General features: G+C 67.6%; 18 protein-coding genes and 2 pseudogenes. 8 read left to right on the top strand and 12 right to left on the bottom strand.

Annotated features, from left to right (window positions below):
- Positions 1-50: 50 nt before the first annotated feature.
- Together cynS and VXM69_RS03385 are read right to left on the bottom strand one after the other, a co-directional pair.
- Positions 51-521, bottom strand: coding sequence for a cyanase (gene cynS, locus VXM69_RS03390; RefSeq protein WP_047901820.1), 471 nt, complete (start codon positions 519-521; stop codon positions 51-53).
- A 36-nt stretch (positions 522-557) separates the two neighbouring features.
- Positions 558-1,217 (bottom strand): carbonic anhydrase, encoded by a 660-nt coding sequence (locus VXM69_RS03385; protein WP_034188523.1) that lies wholly within the window; start codon positions 1,215-1,217, stop codon positions 558-560.
- Between the two features lie 113 nt (positions 1,218-1,330).
- On the opposite strand from VXM69_RS03385, the gene cynR reads away from it, so the two are divergent.
- Positions 1,331-2,263 (top strand): transcriptional regulator CynR, encoded by a 933-nt coding sequence (cynR, locus tag VXM69_RS03380; protein WP_367188992.1) that lies wholly within the window; start codon positions 1,331-1,333, stop codon positions 2,261-2,263.
- A gap of 37 nt (positions 2,264-2,300) precedes the next feature.
- Here cynR and VXM69_RS03375 read toward each other — a convergent pair whose 3' ends face one another.
- Positions 2,301-2,504, bottom strand: a complete 204-nt coding sequence (locus VXM69_RS03375) for a hypothetical protein (RefSeq protein ID WP_124670156.1) — start codon at positions 2,502-2,504, stop codon at positions 2,301-2,303.
- Positions 2,505-2,538: 34 nt separating this feature from the next.
- A complete protein-coding gene (locus VXM69_RS03370; RefSeq protein WP_034188526.1) occupies positions 2,539-3,858 on the bottom strand; it encodes a DUF3422 family protein in 1,320 nt (439 codons plus the stop codon).
- Positions 3,859-4,019: 161 nt separating this feature from the next.
- Here VXM69_RS03370 and VXM69_RS03365 point away from each other — a divergent pair, with 161 nt between their 5' ends.
- Positions 4,020-4,895 carry a LysR family transcriptional regulator gene (locus VXM69_RS03365; protein ID WP_027782171.1) on the top strand — a complete coding sequence of 292 codons (876 nt, stop codon included), beginning with the start codon at positions 4,020-4,022 and terminating at the stop codon, positions 4,893-4,895.
- On the opposite strand, the gene VXM69_RS03360 is transcribed toward VXM69_RS03365, so the two are convergent.
- The 3 genes from VXM69_RS03360 to VXM69_RS03350 form a co-directional block, all read right to left on the bottom strand.
- A complete protein-coding gene (locus tag VXM69_RS03360; protein ID WP_034188527.1) occupies positions 4,896-5,456 on the bottom strand; it encodes a hypothetical protein in 561 nt (186 codons plus the stop codon).
- Positions 5,457-5,602: 146 nt separating this feature from the next.
- Complete coding sequence (locus VXM69_RS03355; RefSeq protein ID WP_367188991.1) at positions 5,603-5,953, bottom strand: hypothetical protein; 351 nt, start codon at positions 5,951-5,953, stop codon at positions 5,603-5,605.
- Positions 5,954-6,118: 165 nt separating this feature from the next.
- Entirely contained in the window at positions 6,119-6,319 is a 201-nt protein-coding gene (locus VXM69_RS03350) for a hypothetical protein (protein ID WP_083286463.1), read from the bottom strand.
- Between VXM69_RS03350 and VXM69_RS03345 the strand changes: the two are divergent.
- Positions 6,287-7,102, top strand: a pseudogene (locus VXM69_RS03345) (GMC family oxidoreductase); the annotation flags it as partial. The gene VXM69_RS03350 and the pseudogene VXM69_RS03345 sit on opposite strands and share 33 nt — an antisense overlap.
- Positions 7,103-7,142: 40 nt before the next feature.
- Here the strand turns inward: VXM69_RS03345 and VXM69_RS03340 are convergent.
- Positions 7,143-8,045, bottom strand: a complete 903-nt coding sequence (locus tag VXM69_RS03340) for a LysR substrate-binding domain-containing protein (protein ID WP_034188529.1) — start codon at positions 8,043-8,045, stop codon at positions 7,143-7,145.
- Positions 8,046-8,154: 109 nt separating this feature from the next.
- Between VXM69_RS03340 and VXM69_RS03335 the strand changes: the two genes are divergently transcribed.
- Positions 8,155-8,862: a hypothetical protein gene (locus VXM69_RS03335; RefSeq protein WP_367188990.1), complete on the top strand. Its 708-nt coding sequence runs from the start codon at positions 8,155-8,157 to the stop codon at positions 8,860-8,862.
- 109 nt (positions 8,863-8,971) lie between these two features.
- Here VXM69_RS03335 and VXM69_RS03330 read toward each other — a convergent pair whose 3' ends face one another.
- The gene (locus VXM69_RS03330; protein ID WP_069704405.1) at positions 8,972-9,880 is read right to left on the bottom strand and encodes a LysR family transcriptional regulator; all 909 of its coding nucleotides are present in this window, start codon (positions 9,878-9,880) and stop codon (positions 8,972-8,974) included.
- Positions 9,881-10,002: 122 nt separating this feature from the next.
- Here VXM69_RS03330 and VXM69_RS03325 point away from each other — a divergent pair, with 122 nt between their 5' ends.
- On the top strand, positions 10,003-11,034 hold the full coding sequence (locus tag VXM69_RS03325; RefSeq protein WP_367188989.1) for an NAD(P)H-quinone oxidoreductase: 1,032 nt from the start codon (positions 10,003-10,005) through the stop codon (positions 11,032-11,034).
- A gap of 18 nt (positions 11,035-11,052) precedes the next feature.
- Here the strand turns inward: VXM69_RS03325 and VXM69_RS03320 are convergent, their stop codons facing one another.
- The 3 genes from VXM69_RS03320 to VXM69_RS03310 all read right to left on the bottom strand — a co-directional run bounded on the left by VXM69_RS03320 (position 11,053) and on the right by VXM69_RS03310 (position 13,962).
- Positions 11,053-11,874, bottom strand: a complete 822-nt coding sequence (locus VXM69_RS03320; RefSeq protein WP_053092594.1) for a glycine betaine/L-proline ABC transporter ATP-binding protein — start codon at positions 11,872-11,874, stop codon at positions 11,053-11,055.
- 14 nt (positions 11,875-11,888) lie between these two features.
- Complete coding sequence (locus VXM69_RS03315; RefSeq protein ID WP_034188532.1) at positions 11,889-12,854, bottom strand: proline/glycine betaine ABC transporter permease; 966 nt, start codon at positions 12,852-12,854, stop codon at positions 11,889-11,891.
- A gap of 70 nt (positions 12,855-12,924) precedes the next feature.
- Positions 12,925-13,962 (bottom strand): ABC transporter substrate-binding protein, encoded by a 1,038-nt coding sequence (locus VXM69_RS03310; protein WP_367188988.1) that lies wholly within the window; start codon positions 13,960-13,962, stop codon positions 12,925-12,927.
- On the opposite strand from VXM69_RS03310, the pseudogene VXM69_RS03305 reads away from it, so the two are divergent.
- From VXM69_RS03305 to VXM69_RS03295, 3 genes and pseudogenes are all read left to right on the top strand, one after another.
- Positions 13,844-15,663: pseudogene (locus VXM69_RS03305) on the top strand (porin). The gene VXM69_RS03310 and the pseudogene VXM69_RS03305 sit on opposite strands and share 119 nt — an antisense overlap.
- A gap of 324 nt (positions 15,664-15,987) precedes the next feature.
- Positions 15,988-16,797, top strand: a complete 810-nt coding sequence (gene blaOXA / locus VXM69_RS03300; RefSeq protein WP_367188987.1) for an OXA-1043 family class D beta-lactamase — start codon at positions 15,988-15,990, stop codon at positions 16,795-16,797.
- The gene (locus VXM69_RS03295; RefSeq protein ID WP_367188986.1) at positions 16,794-17,933 is read left to right on the top strand and encodes an acyltransferase family protein; all 1,140 of its coding nucleotides are present in this window, start codon (positions 16,794-16,796) and stop codon (positions 17,931-17,933) included. Before blaOXA ends, VXM69_RS03295 begins: the two co-directional genes overlap by 4 nt.
- Positions 17,934-17,958: the final 25 nt, after the last annotated feature.

The raw sequence follows: 17,958 nt of genomic DNA, 5'->3' as shown, positions 1-17,958 counted from the left end.
CGGCGCACGTCGGGCGCATGCGGCACCGCTGCCGCCGCGCCGCGCAAACGTCAGAACGGCTTGGTCGGCAGGTACTTGCCGTCGAGCGTGATCACCGCACGCGAACCGCCTTCGGGATCGTCGACCTTCTTCACGTCGAGCCGGAAGTTGATCGCGCTGATGATGCCGTCGCCGAACTTCTCGTGGACGAGCGCCTTCAGCGTCGTGCCGTACACCTGCAGCATTTCGTAGAAACGGTAGATCGTCGGGTCGGTCGGCACGCGATCGTCGATGCTGCCGCGCAGCGGGATCGTCTGCAGCAGCAGTACCGCATCGTCGTCGAGGCCGAGCTTGTCGGCAACGACGCGCGCCGCATCGGCCGGCAGCGCATGCTGGCCGAGCAGCGCGGCGGTGACGAACGCTTCGCTCAGCCCCGTGCCTTCGGTGAGCTGGGCGAACGACAGGTTCTTGCGCGCTTTCGCGAGCACGACGGTTTCCGCAAGCGCGTGGCGGGCAGTCTGGCTGTGCTGGGACTGGATCATGGCAATTCCTCGTGGTGGGGTGGGAGCAATCCGGATTCAGGCCGCGGCGGCAAGCGTCGCGGGAGTCGCGCGGACACCGGGGTGGTCCGCGAGGGACACGAACCGGCCGGCCGCGCCGTCGTAGGCGTCGATACAGCCCGATTCGATGTCGTAGACCCAGCCGTGCAGCGCGAGACGTCCTTCTTCGAGCGCGAGCCGCACGGCGGGGTGCGTCTTCAGGTTGGCGAGTTGCGCGACGACGTTCTCGCGCACCATCGAGTCGATCCGCTCGCGTTCGCTGCGATGCGGGCGCGCCTCGTTCACGACGCGCGCCGAATCGGCATAGCGCAGCCAGTGGCCGACGGCCGGCATGTGGTCCATGCACTGACAGGTCGCGATCGCGGTCATCGCGCCGCAATCCGAATGACCGCAGATCACGACGTCGGTCACGCGCAGCGCGGCGACCGCATATTCGACCGACGCCGACACGCCGCCCGGCTCTGGGCCGTACGACGGCACGATGTTGCCGGCGTTGCGGATCACGAACAGGTCGCCCGGTTCGCGCTGCGTGACGAGCTCCGGCACGAGCCGGCTGTCCGAGCACGAGATGAACAGCGCACGCGGGTGCTGGCTGCGCGCGAGATCGCGGAACAGCGCGGCGCGTTCCGGATACGCGTCACGCTGGAACTTCAGGAAGCCTTCGATGATGTCCTTCATCACGTGTTCTCCGGTGCAGGTGGAATCGATGAAGGGCAGGTTACGCCGCGCTTCCAATAACGTAAAAGACTGATTTATGATCAATCGGATAAGTACGCCTTATAGGAATCGCCATGCTGCTGCGCCATATCAACTACTTCCTGGCCGTCGCCGAGCACCGCAGCTTCACGCGCGCGGCCGCCGCGCTGCACGTGTCGCAGCCCGCGCTGTCGCAGCAGATCCGCCAGCTCGAGGAGACGCTCGGCGCGCAACTGTTCGACCGCACCGGGCGCGTCACGCGGCTGACCGATGCCGGCGACGTGTATTTCCGCTACGCACGGCAGGCGCTGCACGATCTCGCTGAAGGCCGGCGCGCGATTCACGACGTGCAGGATCTCAGCCGCGGTTCGCTGCGGATCGCGGTCACGCCGACCTTCACGAGCTATCTCGTCGGGCCGCTCGTCGAGGCGTTCCACGGCCGCTATCCGGACGTGACGCTGTCGGTGCGCGAGCTGTCGCAGGAGCGTATCGAGACGCTGCTCGTCGACGACGAGCTCGACGTCGGCATCGCATTCGAGGACGTGCAGTCGGCGGATATCGCAGTAGAGGCACTGCTGGTCGAAACGCTCGCGCTCGTCGTGAGCCGTCGGCATGCACTCGCGGGAAAACGCAAGGCCGGCCAGCGCGCGCTGCACGACGCGTCGCTCGTGTTGCTCACCGCGGAATTCGCGACACGCGTGCAGATCGACCGCTATTTCCGCGAGCACGATGTGCAGCCGCGCGTGCTGATGGAGGCGAATTCGCTGGGTGCGGTGATCGAGATCGTGCACCGCACGAACCTCGCAACGCTGCTGCCCGCGACGATCGCGACGGGGCATGACGATCTCGTCGCCGTCGCGCTCGATCCGGCCGTCCTGCGGCGCACGGCCGTGCTGCTGCAGCGCAAGGGCGCGTACCGGAGCGCGGCCGCGCGTGCGTTCGTCGAGCTGGCGCTCGCGCTGGGGGCAGGGAAAGGGAAAAAAGAAGGCGAACCACGTCCGGCACGCCCAGGAACGGCCGGATCATGAACGCCGGCGCTACGCCGGATCGGCGCGAACGATCGCGTCAGTTGTACCCGAGAATCGCCACCGCCGCGACCTCCGGCCGGTCGAGCGTATTCCCGACGAGCGACGTCATCGGTTCCTGCAGCACGGCCTGATACGACGTCACGCGCGCCGCTTCCGGCACACCGGCATCGTCCGATGCCGGCTCGTCGAACGCTGCATCGAAACCGCTGTAAAACCCCGCTTGATTCTGCGAAAAAGTCATCTCCACTCCTTTCCTTGATTGTGTTCTTGATCAACTAACCGACGCGCTTCAACGCCGTCACCTGCACGGGCGCACCGTCATGCGCGGCTTCCGACCGCGCAAGCTGCGCACGTGTGCGCCGCGTGATGTGGATCACCGCGAACACGACCGGTGCGATCAGCAGGCCTTCCGCCAGCTCCGGATCGACCGGCAGGTTCATCACGTGCAGCGCCTTGAACGCCGCCGTCGCGAGCGACAGCACGTAGTACGAAATAGCCGCCACCGACAGACCTTCGACCGCATGCTGCAGATGAAGCTGGTTGCGCGCGGTGCGCTCCATCCCGGCCAGCAGGCGCGTCACGTCCTTTTCCTGCGCGAGGTTCACGCGCGTGCGCAGCAGGTCGACCGCGCGGGCGATCCGCGCGGCGATCTGCTCGTGGCGCGCCCATACGCTGCGGCACGTTTCCATCGCCGGCGCGAAGCGCCGCTCCATGAATTCGGCGATCGTCGGCATCCCTTCGATCCGCTCTTCGCGCAGTTCCTGAATGCGCGCCAGCACGAGCTTTTCGTACGCGCGCGACGCACTGAAGCGTGCGCCGGCCCCCGCCAGCGACTCGACCCGCACCGCGAGATGCGTGAGCTTGACGAGCAGCGCCGTGTCGTCGCCGTCGGCGCCGCTCGCGTCCATCCGCTGCATCAACGCATGCAGCGCCGCGTGGATCTCGTCGAGCTCGCGGCTCATCCGGCGCGCGACAGGCAACGCGAGCAAGGCCATCATCCGGTACGTTTCGATTTCATACAGGCGCTGCAGCAGGCGGCCGCCCTGCTCCTCGCGGAAATCCTCGTCGATGACGAGAAAACGCATGAAACCGTCGTCGCGCACGTGCCAGTCGCAGAACACCTTGCCGCCGCCGAGCACGTTGCTGCCGACGAGCGCGGGCCCGTCGATCCAGCGCCGCAGGTCGCCGCACACGCGTCGCGCGGCGTCGCCCGACAGCAGCTCCATCCTCACCGCGACGAAACGGATGCCGGCCAGCCGCGCGAACCACGCGGCCGGAATGCCTTCGATCGCGAGATCGTCAAAGTAGCCGGTGTCACGACGCGGCGCGACGAACGTGAAAGTCGAGAATTCGGTGTGACGCTCCCACTTCAGGTGCCAGCCGCACGGCGACTGCACCGCGTGGTGCGTCGCGCCTTCGTGCGGCGCGGCAATGCCGGTGTCGCGGCACAGCGCGTGCAGCAGCGTTTCGTGGATATCGGGCTGGCCGTCCGCGTAGATCGCGTAGTGCGTGAGCGACACGGCTTCGGCGAGCCGCAGAAACGGCCTGGCATGCAATTCGGCGGCCAGCGCGGCGCGCAACGGATGGTCGATCATCGATACACCACGCTTCCTCGTTCAGTGCTGCCCACCGGGTCGACCGGCCTGAATGCCGCGCCACCCGTGGGCAGGACGCCAGCGTGATCGCACTATGGCAGACACACATCAACAATAAAAACGCATAATGTTGATCGTTACGTTCAGTTTTCCTGATACCGATGAAGATGCTCGATCACGACGTGCTGGCCACCGTCGTCGCCGTCGCGGAGACCGGCAACATGACCCGCGCGGCCGAGGCCGTGAACCGCTCGCAGTCTGCCGTGAGCATGCAGATCAAGAGCCTGGAGGACGCGATCGGCCGGCCGCTGTTCGTGCGCAAGCCGCGCAGCATCGTGCTGACGCGCGAGGGCGAGGTGCTGCTGGGATTCGCCAGACGAATGCTGGCGCTGCGCGACGAGGCGTGGGCGGCCGTGGTGCGGCCGGAAGTGACCGGCAAGGTCGTGATCGGCGTGCCGGACGACTACGCGTCGTCGCTGCTGCCGTCGGTCCTGAAGAAATTTTCGGCGACCTATCCGAAGGTCGAGATCCAGGTGATGGGGTTGCCGAGCAGTGCGCTTGCGCCGCTGATCAAGGAGGGCACCGTCGATCTCGTGTGCGGCACGCGCATCAAGGGGCTGACCGGCGACTTCATCCGCCACGAGCCGATGGCGTGGGCCGCGATGACGAACGGGCCGCGCGTATGGGAAGAACGGCCTTTGCCGATCGCGGTGTTCATGCCGGGCAGCGTCGCGCGCGAGAACGCGATCCGCAGCCTCGAACGCGCGAAGGTGCCGTACCGCACGTCGTATGAAAGCCCGAGCCTGCTCGGGCTGCTCAGCATGGTCGAGGCCGGCCTCGCGGTCGCGCCGCTCGCGCGCTGCGCGATTCCCGCGCAACTGTCGATGCTCGGCCGCTCGCACGGCTTGCCCGATCTGCCGCCGCTCGAACTGATCCTCGCGCGCAGCACGAAATCGAAGCGGCCGCCGTGCGACTTTCTCGCGGAACAACTGATGGAAGACCTGCAGCGCCAGACCGGGCAGACCGGCGACGCGTGATCAGCGCGTCGCGCCGAACCCTGCCGCGCCCAGCGCCGCGTTGACATGCGCGGCGACCGCATCGACGAGCGCTTCGAGCGTGTCGCCGCACACGTACCGGTGTTCCGGCGCCACGTGCTCGGAGCGCCGCCCGCCCCACTGCGCGCCCGATGCGACCGACAGCGTCGCACCGAACCGATGGCCGTGGCGACGCCCGAAGACGCTCACGCGCTGCCCGGCCACATACGCCTGCTCAGGCAGATAAAGCCGGATCTCGACCGCCACCTGCACGGGATCGTTGACGCGCGCGGCCGGGCTGACCGTCGCGCCGAATACCTTGCCGATCCGCCAGATCACGCAGGTCTCCCACGCCGCGAGCGGGCCGCCGATCGCGTCGACCCGTTCGGTGTCGACCGACCACTGATGCCGGGGCGGCAGGACGATCGCCTGATGCAGCAGCACTTCGGCCACGCGTACCGTCGTCAGCAGCTGACGCGCGAGTTGCTGCCCTGACGGCAGCGATGCCGTCCGCGCGCGGCGGCTTGCCGGCCGCGCGACACGCACTTCTTCCGGGATGTACATGGTCACTCCGTATTCAGGGGGTAGCGCCGCGCACGACGCGGCGCGCGAACCTCCGGCGCCGCCGGCCGATGGACAGCCACGGCGACCGGCGATCCGGCGGCGGAGCAAACGAACCGTCCGTGTACGAGCAACAACCGTTCCCCGCGTCACCGGGCCCGCGGCCCGACATGCAACCGGCGCGCGACGGGCCCGATCACCGCACCGGCCTGCTGCGCGATCAGCAAGTGCAGCGTGAAGTCCAGGTCTTCCGGCGCGATCTCGAAATGAACGTGGATCACGTCGCGCACCGCGCGGGCGCGGACGACATACACGCCGAGCGGCGAATGCAGCAGCGCCGCGAGCCGCTCGCGCGCGTGCTCGCCGGAATCGGCCGTCAGCGTGACGGGCAACTGCAGGCGCGGGCGCGGCGGCGGCAACGGAATGACGCGGGTGCGGGTGCCGGCGCGCATTTGGCGGCCGGCGACATCGAAGGCGGGAAAGGGATGGATGAAGGTCATGGAGTGGACGGGAGCCGTCCCGGCTGTTCGACATGTCCCCCAGCTTAGAAGAGACGGCATAAACGTCGTGCAAAAAAATGCCGCGGCGACGCAAAAAACGGCATGCAGAGCGCAGCGCGCCGTACCGATTCGACCCCACGCCTCCCCTGCCGCGCGACCGCTGCGCTATGCAAACGCCTCGAGCGACGCGCGCCGTCGTTCGTCGACCATCGATTCGATCAGCGACACGAGATCGTCGGTCAGCGGATCGCAGATGCCGGGCGAGCGATGCAGTTCGAGATCGGCCGCCGGCAGCGGCGGGAATCCGTCCGCCTCGCCGAGCACGCGCATGCGCTGCCGGCCGTCGGCCGCAACCTGCAGGACCATCTGTGCGTGAGCTTCTACTTCAAGGCGAACCGGCCGACGCTGAACGACGAGATGGGCACGCTGCTCGGCAAGATGAAGATCGGCTTGCGCTACCTGCTGACGAAGCGCGGCCCGCTCGCGATGAGCGTTAACCAGGCCGGCGGCTTCTTCCGCGGCTCGGCTGACGTGCGGGAGCCGAACCTGCAGCTGTACTTCAACCCGCTGTCGTACCGGATTCCGAAGAGCGACCGTGCGAGCATCAAGCCCGAGCCGTATTCGGGCTTCCTGATCGCGTTCAACCCGTGCCGGCCGACCAGCCGCGGTACGATCGAGATCGCGTCGAACCGCGCGGAAGATGCCGCGAAGATCCACATCAACGCGCTGACCACGCAGAAGGATCTCGACGAAGCCGTGCAGGGCAGCAAGGTGATCCGGGCGCTGATGCGCGCGCCGGCGCTGAAGTCGATGACCGTCGAGGAAATCTCGCCGGGGCCGCAGGTCGACACCGACGAAGCGATGCTGCAGTATTTCCGCGAGCAATCGGGATCGATCTACCACCTGTGCGGCTCGTGCGCGATGGGGCTCGACGCGGCGACATCCGTCGTCGATGCGTCGCTGCGCGTGCACGGGCTGCAGGCGCTGCGGATCGTCGATGCGTCGGTCTTCCCGAACATCACGTCCGGCAACATCAATGCACCGACGATGATGGTCGCGGAGAAGGGCGCGGACCTGATTCTGGCGGAGGCTGCGCTGGCGGAGCGGGCCGGCATGCCGTCGACGCAACGGGAGACGGTCGCACAGTGAGTGACGCCACGCCGGCAGGGCCGGCGGCGGCCGCCGGCCCTCAGCCGTTCCCCGCGTCCACGACCTGCCGGCAAACCTTCACGATCAGGTCCCGCAGCCCCGCATGCACCGTGTCCCGGTCGAAGCGGGGATGCCACATGATCGAGATCGCCAGCCCCGGCGTCGCGACCGGCAACTCGAACGTCACGACGTCTCGCCGGGCCTGAGCGGTGTGCTTCTCCGGCACCTGCACGATCCAGTCCGAACGCCGGGCCAGCTCGATGCCCGATTTGAAGTTCGGCACCACCGCGATCACGTTCCGCTCGCGCCCCTGCTCGCCGAGCGCATCGTCGATCGGCCCGTGAAACCGCCCTTTGCGCGACACGCTGATGTGCGGCACGGACAGGTACGCGTCCAGCGTCATCCGGCGCCGCGCCAGCCGATGGCCTTTGCGCAGCACGCCGACCATGCGGTCGTCGAACAGCTTGCGGACCATGATTTCCGGCCCCGTCTCGCCGATCACGCCGATTTCGATATCGACTTCGCCGCTGCGCAGCCGCGCCACCGTCTTCTCGTGCTTGGGCAGGAACCGCAGCTTCGCATGCGACCATGCCGCGTACGCCTGCTCGATGATGGGCACCGCAAACGAATCGATGAATCCGTCGTTGGCGCTGATGTTGAACACGCGTTGCGCGTCGATCGACCGGTGCTGCGCACCGAGCAGCTGTTCCACATCCTGCAGGATGCGGTCGAGCGGCGCCTTCAGCCGGCGCGCCGTTTCGGTCGCCACCATGCCCTTGCCCGCGCGTACCAGCACCTTGTCGCCGATCGCGTCCTGAACGCGGGCAAGGGTCCGGCTCATCGCGGACGGACTCAAATCGAGGCTGCGCGCCGCGCGCGACACGCTTTCCTCGTCGATCAGCGCCTTCAGCGCCAGCAACAGGTTCAGGTCGATTCGGTTCAACGCCGTGCTCCTCGCAGATTTGCGTTGAATGCATCATATATCTGACAAACCTGCACTGTACACACGCGATCCCCGCTCCTACCATTCGTGCAACCGAACGGAGGAATGCATGGAAACAATGCAAGTACACGACGAGCCATTGCGCGAATTGCTGATCCGGGACTGGCAGGAGCATACGAAGCAGCCGATAGCGGTCGCGACCCGCCTGCGGGAACGGCTGGCGCTCCCGATGGGCGCGCAGGACCTCGTCGAGCTGGCGGCGCTCGTGACGCATGTATTCGGCGAGCATCTCGGCGACTGGGAAGCGGGAATGGACGCGCTCGAACGACTCGTGGACGCGCACGACGATGCACCGGCCGATGCGCGCCGGCGGATCGATCGCCAGCATGCGGTGCTCGAGAAATCGCGGGACTTGCATGCGCCGCTCGACCGGTTCGACGCCGACGATCGCCTCTACGTCACGGCACTCGCGCTCCCCGCGATCACGCTTCAACAATCCGCGGCCGAGGCGGAAGCGGCATTCACCGAAGCGATGCACTTGCTCGCGTCCAGCGACTGCCGCGAGCACCGCCGGCTGTTCGGCATGGTCACGGCCAATCTCGTCTGCGACCTGCTGGAGCGTTCGGCCCTGTCGGCCACCAGACGGCGCCTGCTGATCCTGCTCGCGGAGAAAAGCCACGCGATCTGGCTGCAGGACGGCGACGACACGGACCGGGAGAAGGCCGCGTTCCGGCTGACGCAGTGTTACCAGAAATGCAGGATGCCTGACAACTACGGCAGCGGGCGCTATCCGCGGTATCTGTCGATCGAACCGTAACGGCAGGCGATACGCGAACCGGAATGAAACACGGCACGGCGCGTTGCACCGCGCCGATCGACGCGGACGGCCCGCATCCCGTCGCGGCCTGCCGCCCTTCCGGCTCGCGTCACACGTGCCCGGCATCCCCCCAAGCACCGCCCGATGCCGGCACGGCGTCGAACACCCGCACGATGTGATCGATCATCGCGCTCATCCGCGCGGTATGCCGCAAATCCTTGTGCGTCACCATCCAGACTTCGTAAGGGCGCGCCGACGTACGCGCCGGCCACACGCGCACCAGCCCGTCTCGCTCCGCGATCGGCACCGGGAGTTCGGCGAGCCCGAGCCCGGCACGCGCCGCCGCGCGCAGCATGAGATTCGAATTCAGCCCCGACACGATCCGTCCGGCCCGAACCGGCTCGCCGACCATCGTGAGCGGGCGGCGCGCATTCAGGTGCGGCAGGAAGCACACGAGATCGTGGCCGTCGAAGCCGGTGCCGGGCACCGGTTCGCCATGCCGGTCCAGATAGTCCGCCGACGCGTATAACCCCGTCGGCCACGCAGCAAGCCGGCGCACGAGCAGATCGGGGTTGTCGGGCTTGATCGTGCGGATGGCGATGTCCGCCTCGCGCTTGGCGAGATTCTCCACCTGCGTCGACGTGTTGAGCAGCACACGCACGTCCGGATGCTCGTCGTGCAGGTTGCGCATCGCGCGCATCACGAATTCGAGCCCGATCGTATCGGTCGTCGTCACGCGCACGTCACCCGCAAGGCGCCGGTCGACGCCCTGGGTCTGCCGCATCAGATCAATCACCGACTGCTCCATCTTCTCCACGTTGCGCAGCGCAACCTCGCCCACCGCGGTCGGCACGTAACCGGCCGACGTGCGCAGGAACAGCGTCGCGCCGAGCGCGCGCTCGAGTGCCGCGAGCCGCCTGCCGACCGTCGCCTGGTCGAGCCCGACCACCCGCGCGGCGCCGCGCAGGCTGCGTTCCCGGTGGATGGCGAGAAAAATCCGCGCGTCGTCCCAGTTCAAAGGCCTTCTCCTGAAGTGATGCAAATTTGCATCTGTTGTCTTGAAAATCGCTGCGCGAATTCATCAACCCAGAAGCCTATACTTTTTTCACCGATCACTCATCTACCCGTTGCGAGGCAAACATGTCCGGTACGCACGCGCCCCTTCCCGCCGACATGGCGGCAGTCGAAATCACCCGCCCCGGCGGCCCCGAGGTGCTGGCAACGACACGGCGCCCGGTGCCGCGGCCGAACGCCGACGAAGTGCTGATCCGGGTTCACGCCGCCGGCGTGAACGGCCCGGACGTGCTGCAACGCAAGGGGCACTACCACCCGCCGCCCGGCGCGTCCGACATCCCGGGCCTCGAGCTCGCGGGCGAAGTCGTCGCGACCGGCGAGGCCGTGCGCGAATTCGTCCCGGGCGATCAGGTCAGCGCGCTGGTGACGGGCGGCGGCTACGCGGAATACGCGGTCGCCCACCGCCTCACCACGATGAAGCTGCCGCCCGGCCTCGACATGATCGAAGCCGCGGCGATGCCGGAAACGTTCCTGACGGTGTGGCTGAACCTGATCCAGCGCGGACGGCTGCAGGCCGGCGAATCGGTGCTGGTCCACGGCGGCGCGTCGGGCATCGGCACCACCGCGACGATGATCGCGAAGGCAATGGGTGCATCGACCGTCATCACGACGGTCGGCTCGGAAGCTCATCGCGCCGCGAGCCTGCGGCTGGGCGCGGATCACGCGGTGCATTACCGGGAAGAGGATTTCGTCGCCGAAGTCGACAGGATCACCGCCGGCCCCGGCGTGGACGTAATCCTCGACATCATCGCGGGCGACTACGTCGCGCGCAATTACCGGGCCGCGGCGACGAACGGCCGGATCCTGCAGGTGAGCGCGCTCAACGGGCCGGCGAAGGAACTCGACGTGTGGCCGATGATGACCAAGCGCCTGACGCACATCGGCTCGACGCTGCGCTCGCGCACGCCCGAGGAGAAAGGCGCGCTCATCGCCGAGCTGGAACGGCACCTGTGGCCGCACGTCGCGGCCGGCACGGTCAGGCCGCAGGTGTTTCGGTCCTTCTCGCTCGACGACGCGCGCGATGCGCACACGCTGATCGATTCGGGCGTGCACATCGGCAAGATCGTGTTGACGACGGCCGCGCACCGTGCGGCCTGAGCAAGACGATGCGCCAGGTCAGTTCACGCTCGTGCGCTTCTCGACGAACCGCTTCACGTAATCGTCGGCCGGCCGCGACAGGATATCGTCGGGCGTGCCGACCTGCACGAGCGTGCCGTCGCGCAGGATCGCGATGCGGTCGCCGATGCGCAGCGCCTCGTCGAGATCGTGCGTGATGAACACGATCGTCTTCGACAGCGTCGCCTGCAGCTCGAGCAGCTGATCCTGCATCTCGGTGCGGATCAGCGGATCGAGCGCCGAAAACGCCTCGTCCATCAGCAGCACGTCGGTGTCGGCCGCCAGCGCGCGCGCCAGCCCGACGCGCTGCCGCATCCCGCCCGACAGCTCGTCCGGGTAATGATCGCCGTAGCCGTCGAGCCCGACCTTCGTCAGCCAGTTGCGCGCCGCGTCGGCCGCGTCGTGCCGCTTCCCGCCCCGCGTGCGCAGCGCATACGCGGCGTTGTCGAGCACGGTCTGGTGCGGCAGCAACCCGAAGTTCTGGAACACCATGCTGACCTTGTAGCGGCGCAGCTCGCGCAGCCCGTGCGCGTCGAGCTTGATCACGTCGCTGCCGTCGATCACGATCTCGCCGGCCGTCGGCTCGATCAGCCGGTTGAAGTGCCGCACGAGCGTCGATTTCCCGGAACCCGACAGCCCCATGATCACGAAGATCTCGCCCGACTCGATGCCGAGGCTCACGTCGTTGAGCCCGACGTTGCAGCCGGTTTCGGCCAGCACGTCGGCCTTGCGCCTGCCGGCCCGCAGCAGGTCGAGCACGCGCGCATGCGCGGCCTGCGGCCCGAACAGCTTGTACACGTGTTTGACGTCGATGGTCGCCATGTCTGTCTCCGCTCCTATGCGCGCGACGATTGCGTCGCCTGATTCGAATCGACGCTCGGCGCCGACGCATTGCGCGGCAGCCGGTACGGCACGCGCGATGCACCCTTCTGCCGGCGCTGCTGCGCAAGCCGCCGCCGCGCGCGCCGCTCCTGACCGAAGCCCTGGCTGATCCGGTCGATCACGATCGCGAGAATCACGATCGCGAGGCCGGCCTGCGTGCCCTTGCCGACGTCGAGCGTCTGGATGCCCGCGAGCACGTCCTCGCCGAGCCCGCGCGAGCCGATCATCGACGCGATCACGACCATCGACAGCGCCATCATCGTCGTCTGGTTGATGCCGGCCATGATGCTCGGCCGCGCCAGCGGCAATTGCACGTTGACGAGCAGCTGCCAGCGCGTGGTGCCGAACGCGCGCGCGGCTTCCGTCACGTCCGGATCGACCTGGCGGATGCCGAGATCGGTCAGGCGGATCAGCGGCGGCAGCGCGTAGATGATCGTCGCGAGGATCGCGGGTACCTTGCCGAGGCCGAACAGCATCAGCACCGGGATCAGGTAGACGAAGCTCGGCAATGTCTGCATCACGTCGAGCACCGGCAGCAGCATCCGCCGCAACCACGCGCTGCGCGACGCCAGAATGCCGACCGGCACGCCGATCGCGACCGACAGCACAGTCGCGACGAGCATCAGCGCGAGCGTCTGCATCAGCTTGTCCCACAGGCCGAAGCAGCCGATCGCGTAGAGCAGCAGCATGAAGAGCGCGCCGAGGCCGATGCGGCGCGTCGCATTCCACGCGATCGCGCCGACGACCAGCAGCACGAGCCACGGCGGCGCCATGCGCAACGCGCCTTCGAGCGGCACGAGCAGGTAGCGCAGCAGCAGCGTGCTGAAGTGATGAAAACTGTCGCCGTATTGCGCGACGAACGTCTCGAGCGCGCGGTTGACCCAGTCGGCGATCGACAGGTGCAGGAAGAAGCCGTTCATGTTGATTCTCCGTCGCGCCGCGAAGGCGCGTGACGGCGGCGGCGAGCGCGGGCCCGCCGCCGCGCGCAGGTTACGCGCCCTTCAGGCTGCCGGCGATCTTCTGCGCGACGTCGGCCGGCACCCACTGCTTCCACATGTCCGGGCGGGTCTTCAGGAACTGCGTGGCCATCGCCGCGCCGTCGATCTTCTTCGTCGTCATCTCGAGGATCGTCTGGTTCAGGAAGTCCATCGGAAACCGCACCTTGCCGAACACGCCGACGAGATCGGGGTTCGCATCGGCGAACGGCTTCGACACGCCGACCGTCAGCCGCGACACCATGTACGACGACGCGCACTGATGCGTGCTGCTCTCGTCGCGCAGCGTCTTCCAGCATGCTTCGTTGAAGGCCGGCATCTTCAGCGCCGTGAACTTGTATTTCGCCATCAGCGCGGCCGGGCCCCAGTAATAGAACACGATCGGCGCGCCGCGCTGGTACGCGGACGCGATCGCCGCATCCAGCGCCGCACCCGTGCCCGGATGGAAGTTCGTGTACGACTGGTCGAGCTTCAGCACGCGCAACAGGCGCGTGTTCACGCGCTCGCAGTCCCAGCCGGTCGGGCAGTTCAGGAAGCGGCCCTTGTCCGGCTCCTCCTCGTCGGCGAACACCTGCTTGTACTTCGGCAGATCGTCGACCGACGCGAGCCCCGGCGCGACCGGCTTGATGTTGCGCGCCGGATCGCCCTTCACCACGTAGTCGGGCACGAACCAGCCTTCGGTGGTACCGCCGGGCAGCGTGTCGCCGATCAGCTTCACGGCGCCCGACGAGACGGCCTTCGCGGTGATCTCGCTGCGGCCCATCCACTGCTCGGCCCAGATCTGCAGGTCGTTGCGCGCGAGCGCCGTTTCGGTGGCGGCCGTGCTGCCCGGCACGACGTCCGTCCTGCAGCCGTAGCCCTTCTCCATGATCTGCCGCAGCACCTCGGTCGCGAACGACCCGCTCTCCCATGTGATGCCCGCGAAATGGACCGTCTTGCCGTCGGCGCACGCGCCGCCGGCCGCGTGGGCCGCGGGCGCGGACAGGATCGCCGCGGCGGCGAGAAGGACCGTTTTCAGTCGTCGAATCTGCATGGTGGGTCGTCTCCAAATCGAATCTGTTGTTTGTGCGTCGCGGCATGCGCGGCAACCGGCGCATCGTGAATGCATCCACGTCCGGTCAGCCTGCATGTTCGAGCGGCCATTTTGTTTAGGGAAACGAGTAATTCCGATCATTGCAATCGGCGGCGCCAATCGATCGCCATCGCCCCCAGGAGGCCCGCCGGACGGGCCTTGCAGGCGATTGCAGGCAGCCGGCCATGACCCGGCGCGGGCGCCTGTTCGAACGCCCCCGGCCGGTGTCGAACGGCCGCGCCGTCCCCGCCGTTTCGACTGTCGAAACGGCCTGCGCCGCCCCCATTGGCGAACCCGATCCCGTCCATCGAAATTACTCGCTTTCGAATCCGTTTCGGCTTGGGAAGAATGCGCGGTGTCATCGGAGGAGACACGACCCGACGCCGCCGTTGCCGCGCCGCCGCACGTTGCCGGCGCCGCGCGCGGCGCCGGATCGCCCCGGATGACGGGGGCGCGCCTCGCCGGACGCGCTCACGACAACCGATACACGCTGGATATCCCGGAGATCTCAATGAAAAAGACCCTGACGGCGCTCGCCGTGACGGCAACCTTCGCAGCGCCCGCGTTCGCGCAAAGCAGCGTCACGCTGTACGGCGTGATCGACGAAGGCCTGAACTACACGAACAACGTCGGCACCGGCCACGTCTACGAGATGGCCAGCGGCTACGCGCAAGGCAGCCGCTGGGGCCTGAAGGGCAGCGAGGATCTCGGCGGCGGCATGAAGGCGATCTTCCAGCTCGAAAACGGCTTCGACGTGAACACCGGCCGCCTCAACCAGGGCGGCCGCATGTTCGGCCGCCAGGCGTACGTCGGCCTGAGCCAGACACAGTACGGCACGCTGACGTTCGGCCGCCAGTACGATTCCGTCGTCGACTATCTCGCGCCGACCACCGCCAACGGCAACTGGGGCGGCTACCTGCTCGCGCATCCGTTCGACAACGACAACACCGACAACTCGTTCCGGCTCGACAACACCGTCAAGTACGCGAGCCCGAACTTCGGCGGCTTCCAGTTCGGCGGCGCGTACAGCTTCAGCAACAGCACGAACTTCTCGGACACCGCGCCTACAGCTTCGGCGCGCAGTACCAGAACAACGGGCTGCTGATCGGCGCCGCCTACCTGCAGGCGAACCGCCCGGGCGACGGCTCGGCCGGTGCGATCACCGCGAACGACGCGAGCTACATCGCCGAGCGCATGCGCGTGTTCGGCGCGGGCATCAACTACTCGTTCGGGCCCGCGACCGTCGGCTTCGCGTATACGAACTCGAACTACAAGAACCCGACCGGCAACGGCTACCTCGGCACGCCGGGCGCGATCATCGCGCCGGGGGCGACGGTCAGCGCGATCAAGTACCAGAACTTCGAGGTGAACGGCTCGTACCAGATCACGCCGGCATTCATGGTCGGCGCGCAGTATGTCCTGTCGCTCGAGAAGTACGACGCATCGACCGGCGACGCGAAGCCGAAAATCCACTCGGTCGGGCTGATGGCCGACTACAACCTGTCGAAGCGCACCGACGTGTACGTGCAGGCCGCGTACCAGCACATCGCCGGCGACAAGACGAACGCGATCCTCGACAACGCTTTCATCCCCGGCACCGACGCACCGTCGTCGACGTCGAACCAGGTGGCCGTGCGCCTCGCGCTGCGCCACAAGTTCTGACGCAACCCGGTTCTCCCTCCTTCACGCGACACCCGCGCCGGTCGGCCCGAGGTGTCTTCGCCCGCCCGCAAGCGCCAGCCTGCCGGCGCGTTTTTTCATGGATCACGCCGTGCCGTGACGGGCGCCGGCAGCCCCATCCGCCGAAAGCCGCACGCACCCCGTCAACCATGACAGGTCAACGGCCCGCGATCAGCCGATACACTGTGTGATCCCGACGGCCGCGATCCGCCCTCCCCTTCAAAGCAGGCCGTCGTTCCGATTGCGCGGCTGCCCGCTTCCCCGCCCGCCCCGCGCAACTTCCGCACGCTTTCCAGGGAGCAACACTTGAAGCACTGCCGCACCGCGCTGCTGGCCTTCGCCACGGGCCTGCTGGCCGCCGCATCCGCCCATGCCCATCCCGTCTGCACCGTCGTCGCCGACGCCGCCACCGGCCGAGTGCTCGTGCAGCAAGGCGACTGCGCGACCCGCGTCACGTCCGCATCGACGTTCAAGGTGGCGATCAGCCTGATGGGTTTCGACGCCGGCGTGCTGACGGACGAGCACACGCCCACGCTCGACTTCCACGCCGGCTACCCCGACTGGGGCGGTGCGCCGTGGCGCGAACCGACCGACCCGGCGCGCTGGATGAAGCTGTCGATCTTCTGGTATTCGGAGCAGGTCGCGCAGGCGCTCGGACAGGCACGCTTCCAGCAGTACGCCAGCGCGTTCGGTTACGGCAACGCCGACGTCACCAGCAAGCAGGGTGAACTGAGCGGCGTGATGGGCGCGTGGGCCAATTCGTCGCTGCGGATCTCGCCGCTCGAACAGGTCGCGTTCATGCGCAAGATCGTGCGCCGCACGCTGCCCGTCAGCGCGCATGCGTACGACATGACCGAGCGCATCACGCTGATCGACGCGCAACCGGGCGGCTGGATCGTGCACGGCAAGACCGGCACCGGCTCGCCGGGTCTCAAATACGACGGCGCGCATGCGTACGGCTGGTTCGTCGGCTGGGCGACGAAGGGATCGCGCACGCTGGTGTTCGCGAACCTGATCCAGGACGACACGCGGCAAACGCCGAATGCCGGCCTGCGCTCGCGCGACACGTTCCTCGCGGCGCTGCCGGCACTCGCCGAAGCAGGCGCGTCGCCATGAGCACCGGACGGCGCAACGCACGCATCGACCTGCTGCGCGGCGTGTCGATCCTGCTCGTGCTGCTGCATCACTTCAACATCGCGTATCCGCTGCGCGACACCGCGCTCGCGCGCGTGCTCGGCTGGGACACCATCCACGCGATCGTGCGCAACGGCAACTACGGCGTGACGATGTTCTTCGCGATCTCGGGCTACCTGATCACGTCGAATGCGCGCCGCCGCTGGGGCAGCCTCGGCGCGCTCGACGTACGCGCGTTCTACGTGTCGCGTATCGCGCGGATCGTCCCTTGCCTGCTTCTGCTGCTCGCGCTCGTCAACGGCCTCGCGGCGGCCGGCGTGCCGATCTTCACGAACCATGCGCCGCAGGGCATCGCCGTGTCGTACTGGCTCGTGAACCTCGCGTCGCTCACGTTCTGGATGAACGTGCTGATCGGCGCATACGGCTGGGTCAATTACGCGCTCGGCGTGCTGTGGTCGCTGTCGGTCGAGGAGGTGTTCTACCTGTCGTTTCCGCTGCTGTGCATCGCATTGCGCCGCGACGGGCGGCTGTTCGCGTTCTGGCTGCTGATCGCCGCGATCGGCCCCGTGTATCGCTACACGCATCCGGGCGACGAAGGCGGCTTCCTCTATGCGTACTTTGCATGCTTCGACGGCATCGCGATCGGCTGCTGCACCGCGCTGCTGGCCGAACGCGCGCGCTGGCAGGTGCTCGCGGCCGCGCCCGTGCAATGGCTCGTCGCGGCGGGAATGACGGCGCTCTATCTCGCGTGGCCGATTGCCGAAAGCCATGTGCCCGGCGTCTCCGCGATGGCGCTCGGCACCGCCGTGCTGCTGATCGGCGCGCATGCCGAACGCGAACGCGCGCACGGTCGCGTGCTCGCGCCGCTGCGCTGGAGCGGCCGGCTCAGCTACGAGCTGTATCTGTTCCACCTGATCGTGCTCGGCGCGTTGCGCACGGTGTGGCCGCCGTCGGGCACGCACGGAGACGGCAAGCTGGCGTTGCTCGTCGCGTATCTGGTGCTGTCGGCCGGGTCGAGTGCCGTCATCGCGCGCGGCTACGCGACGCCGCTCGACCGCCTGATCAAGCGGCTCGCGTTACGGCCGGCGGTGCAAGTGACGAACCGCGCACGCGTGTAGCGCGGCGGCGGCGATCCATGTCGCG

The sequence above is a fragment of the Burkholderia sp. Ed8 genome, from assembly GCF_040761425.1.
In the GTDB taxonomy this organism is placed as follows: Bacteria; Pseudomonadota; Gammaproteobacteria; order Burkholderiales; family Burkholderiaceae; genus Burkholderia; species Burkholderia seminalis.
This window is presented reverse-complemented; position numbering and strand designations above follow the sequence as displayed.

Excerpts from the sequence above, each read along its gene's own strand:
- VXM69_RS03365 (WP_027782171.1), top strand. The coding sequence starts at position 4,020 with ATGAAGATGCTCGATCACGACGTGCTGGCCACCGTCGTCGCCGTCGCG.
- VXM69_RS03335 (WP_367188990.1), top strand. The coding sequence starts at position 8,155 with ATGGAAACAATGCAAGTACACGACGAGCCATTGCGCGAATTGCTGATC.
- VXM69_RS03315 (WP_034188532.1), bottom strand. The coding sequence starts at position 12,854 with ATGAACGGCTTCTTCCTGCACCTGTCGATCGCCGACTGGGTCAACCGC.
- VXM69_RS03355 (WP_367188991.1), bottom strand. The coding sequence starts at position 5,953 with ATGACCTTCATCCATCCCTTTCCCGCCTTCGATGTCGCCGGCCGCCAA.
- cynS (WP_047901820.1), bottom strand. The coding sequence starts at position 521 with ATGATCCAGTCCCAGCACAGCCAGACTGCCCGCCACGCGCTTGCGGAA.
- VXM69_RS03320 (WP_053092594.1), bottom strand. The coding sequence starts at position 11,874 with ATGGCGACCATCGACGTCAAACACGTGTACAAGCTGTTCGGGCCGCAG.
- VXM69_RS03370 (WP_034188526.1), bottom strand. The coding sequence starts at position 3,858 with ATGATCGACCATCCGTTGCGCGCCGCGCTGGCCGCCGAATTGCATGCC.
- VXM69_RS03295 (WP_367188986.1), top strand. The coding sequence starts at position 16,794 with ATGAGCACCGGACGGCGCAACGCACGCATCGACCTGCTGCGCGGCGTG.
- VXM69_RS03350 (WP_083286463.1), bottom strand. The coding sequence starts at position 6,319 with ATGGTCCTGCAGGTTGCGGCCGACGGCCGGCAGCGCATGCGCGTGCTC.
- VXM69_RS03325 (WP_367188989.1), top strand. The coding sequence starts at position 10,003 with ATGTCCGGTACGCACGCGCCCCTTCCCGCCGACATGGCGGCAGTCGAA.
- VXM69_RS03360 (WP_034188527.1), bottom strand. The coding sequence starts at position 5,456 with ATGTACATCCCGGAAGAAGTGCGTGTCGCGCGGCCGGCAAGCCGCCGC.
- VXM69_RS03310 (WP_367188988.1), bottom strand. The coding sequence starts at position 13,962 with ATGCAGATTCGACGACTGAAAACGGTCCTTCTCGCCGCCGCGGCGATC.
- VXM69_RS03385 (WP_034188523.1), bottom strand. The coding sequence starts at position 1,217 with ATGAAGGACATCATCGAAGGCTTCCTGAAGTTCCAGCGTGACGCGTAT.
- VXM69_RS03375 (WP_124670156.1), bottom strand. The coding sequence starts at position 2,504 with ATGACTTTTTCGCAGAATCAAGCGGGGTTTTACAGCGGTTTCGATGCA.
- cynR (WP_367188992.1), top strand. The coding sequence starts at position 1,331 with ATGCTGCTGCGCCATATCAACTACTTCCTGGCCGTCGCCGAGCACCGC.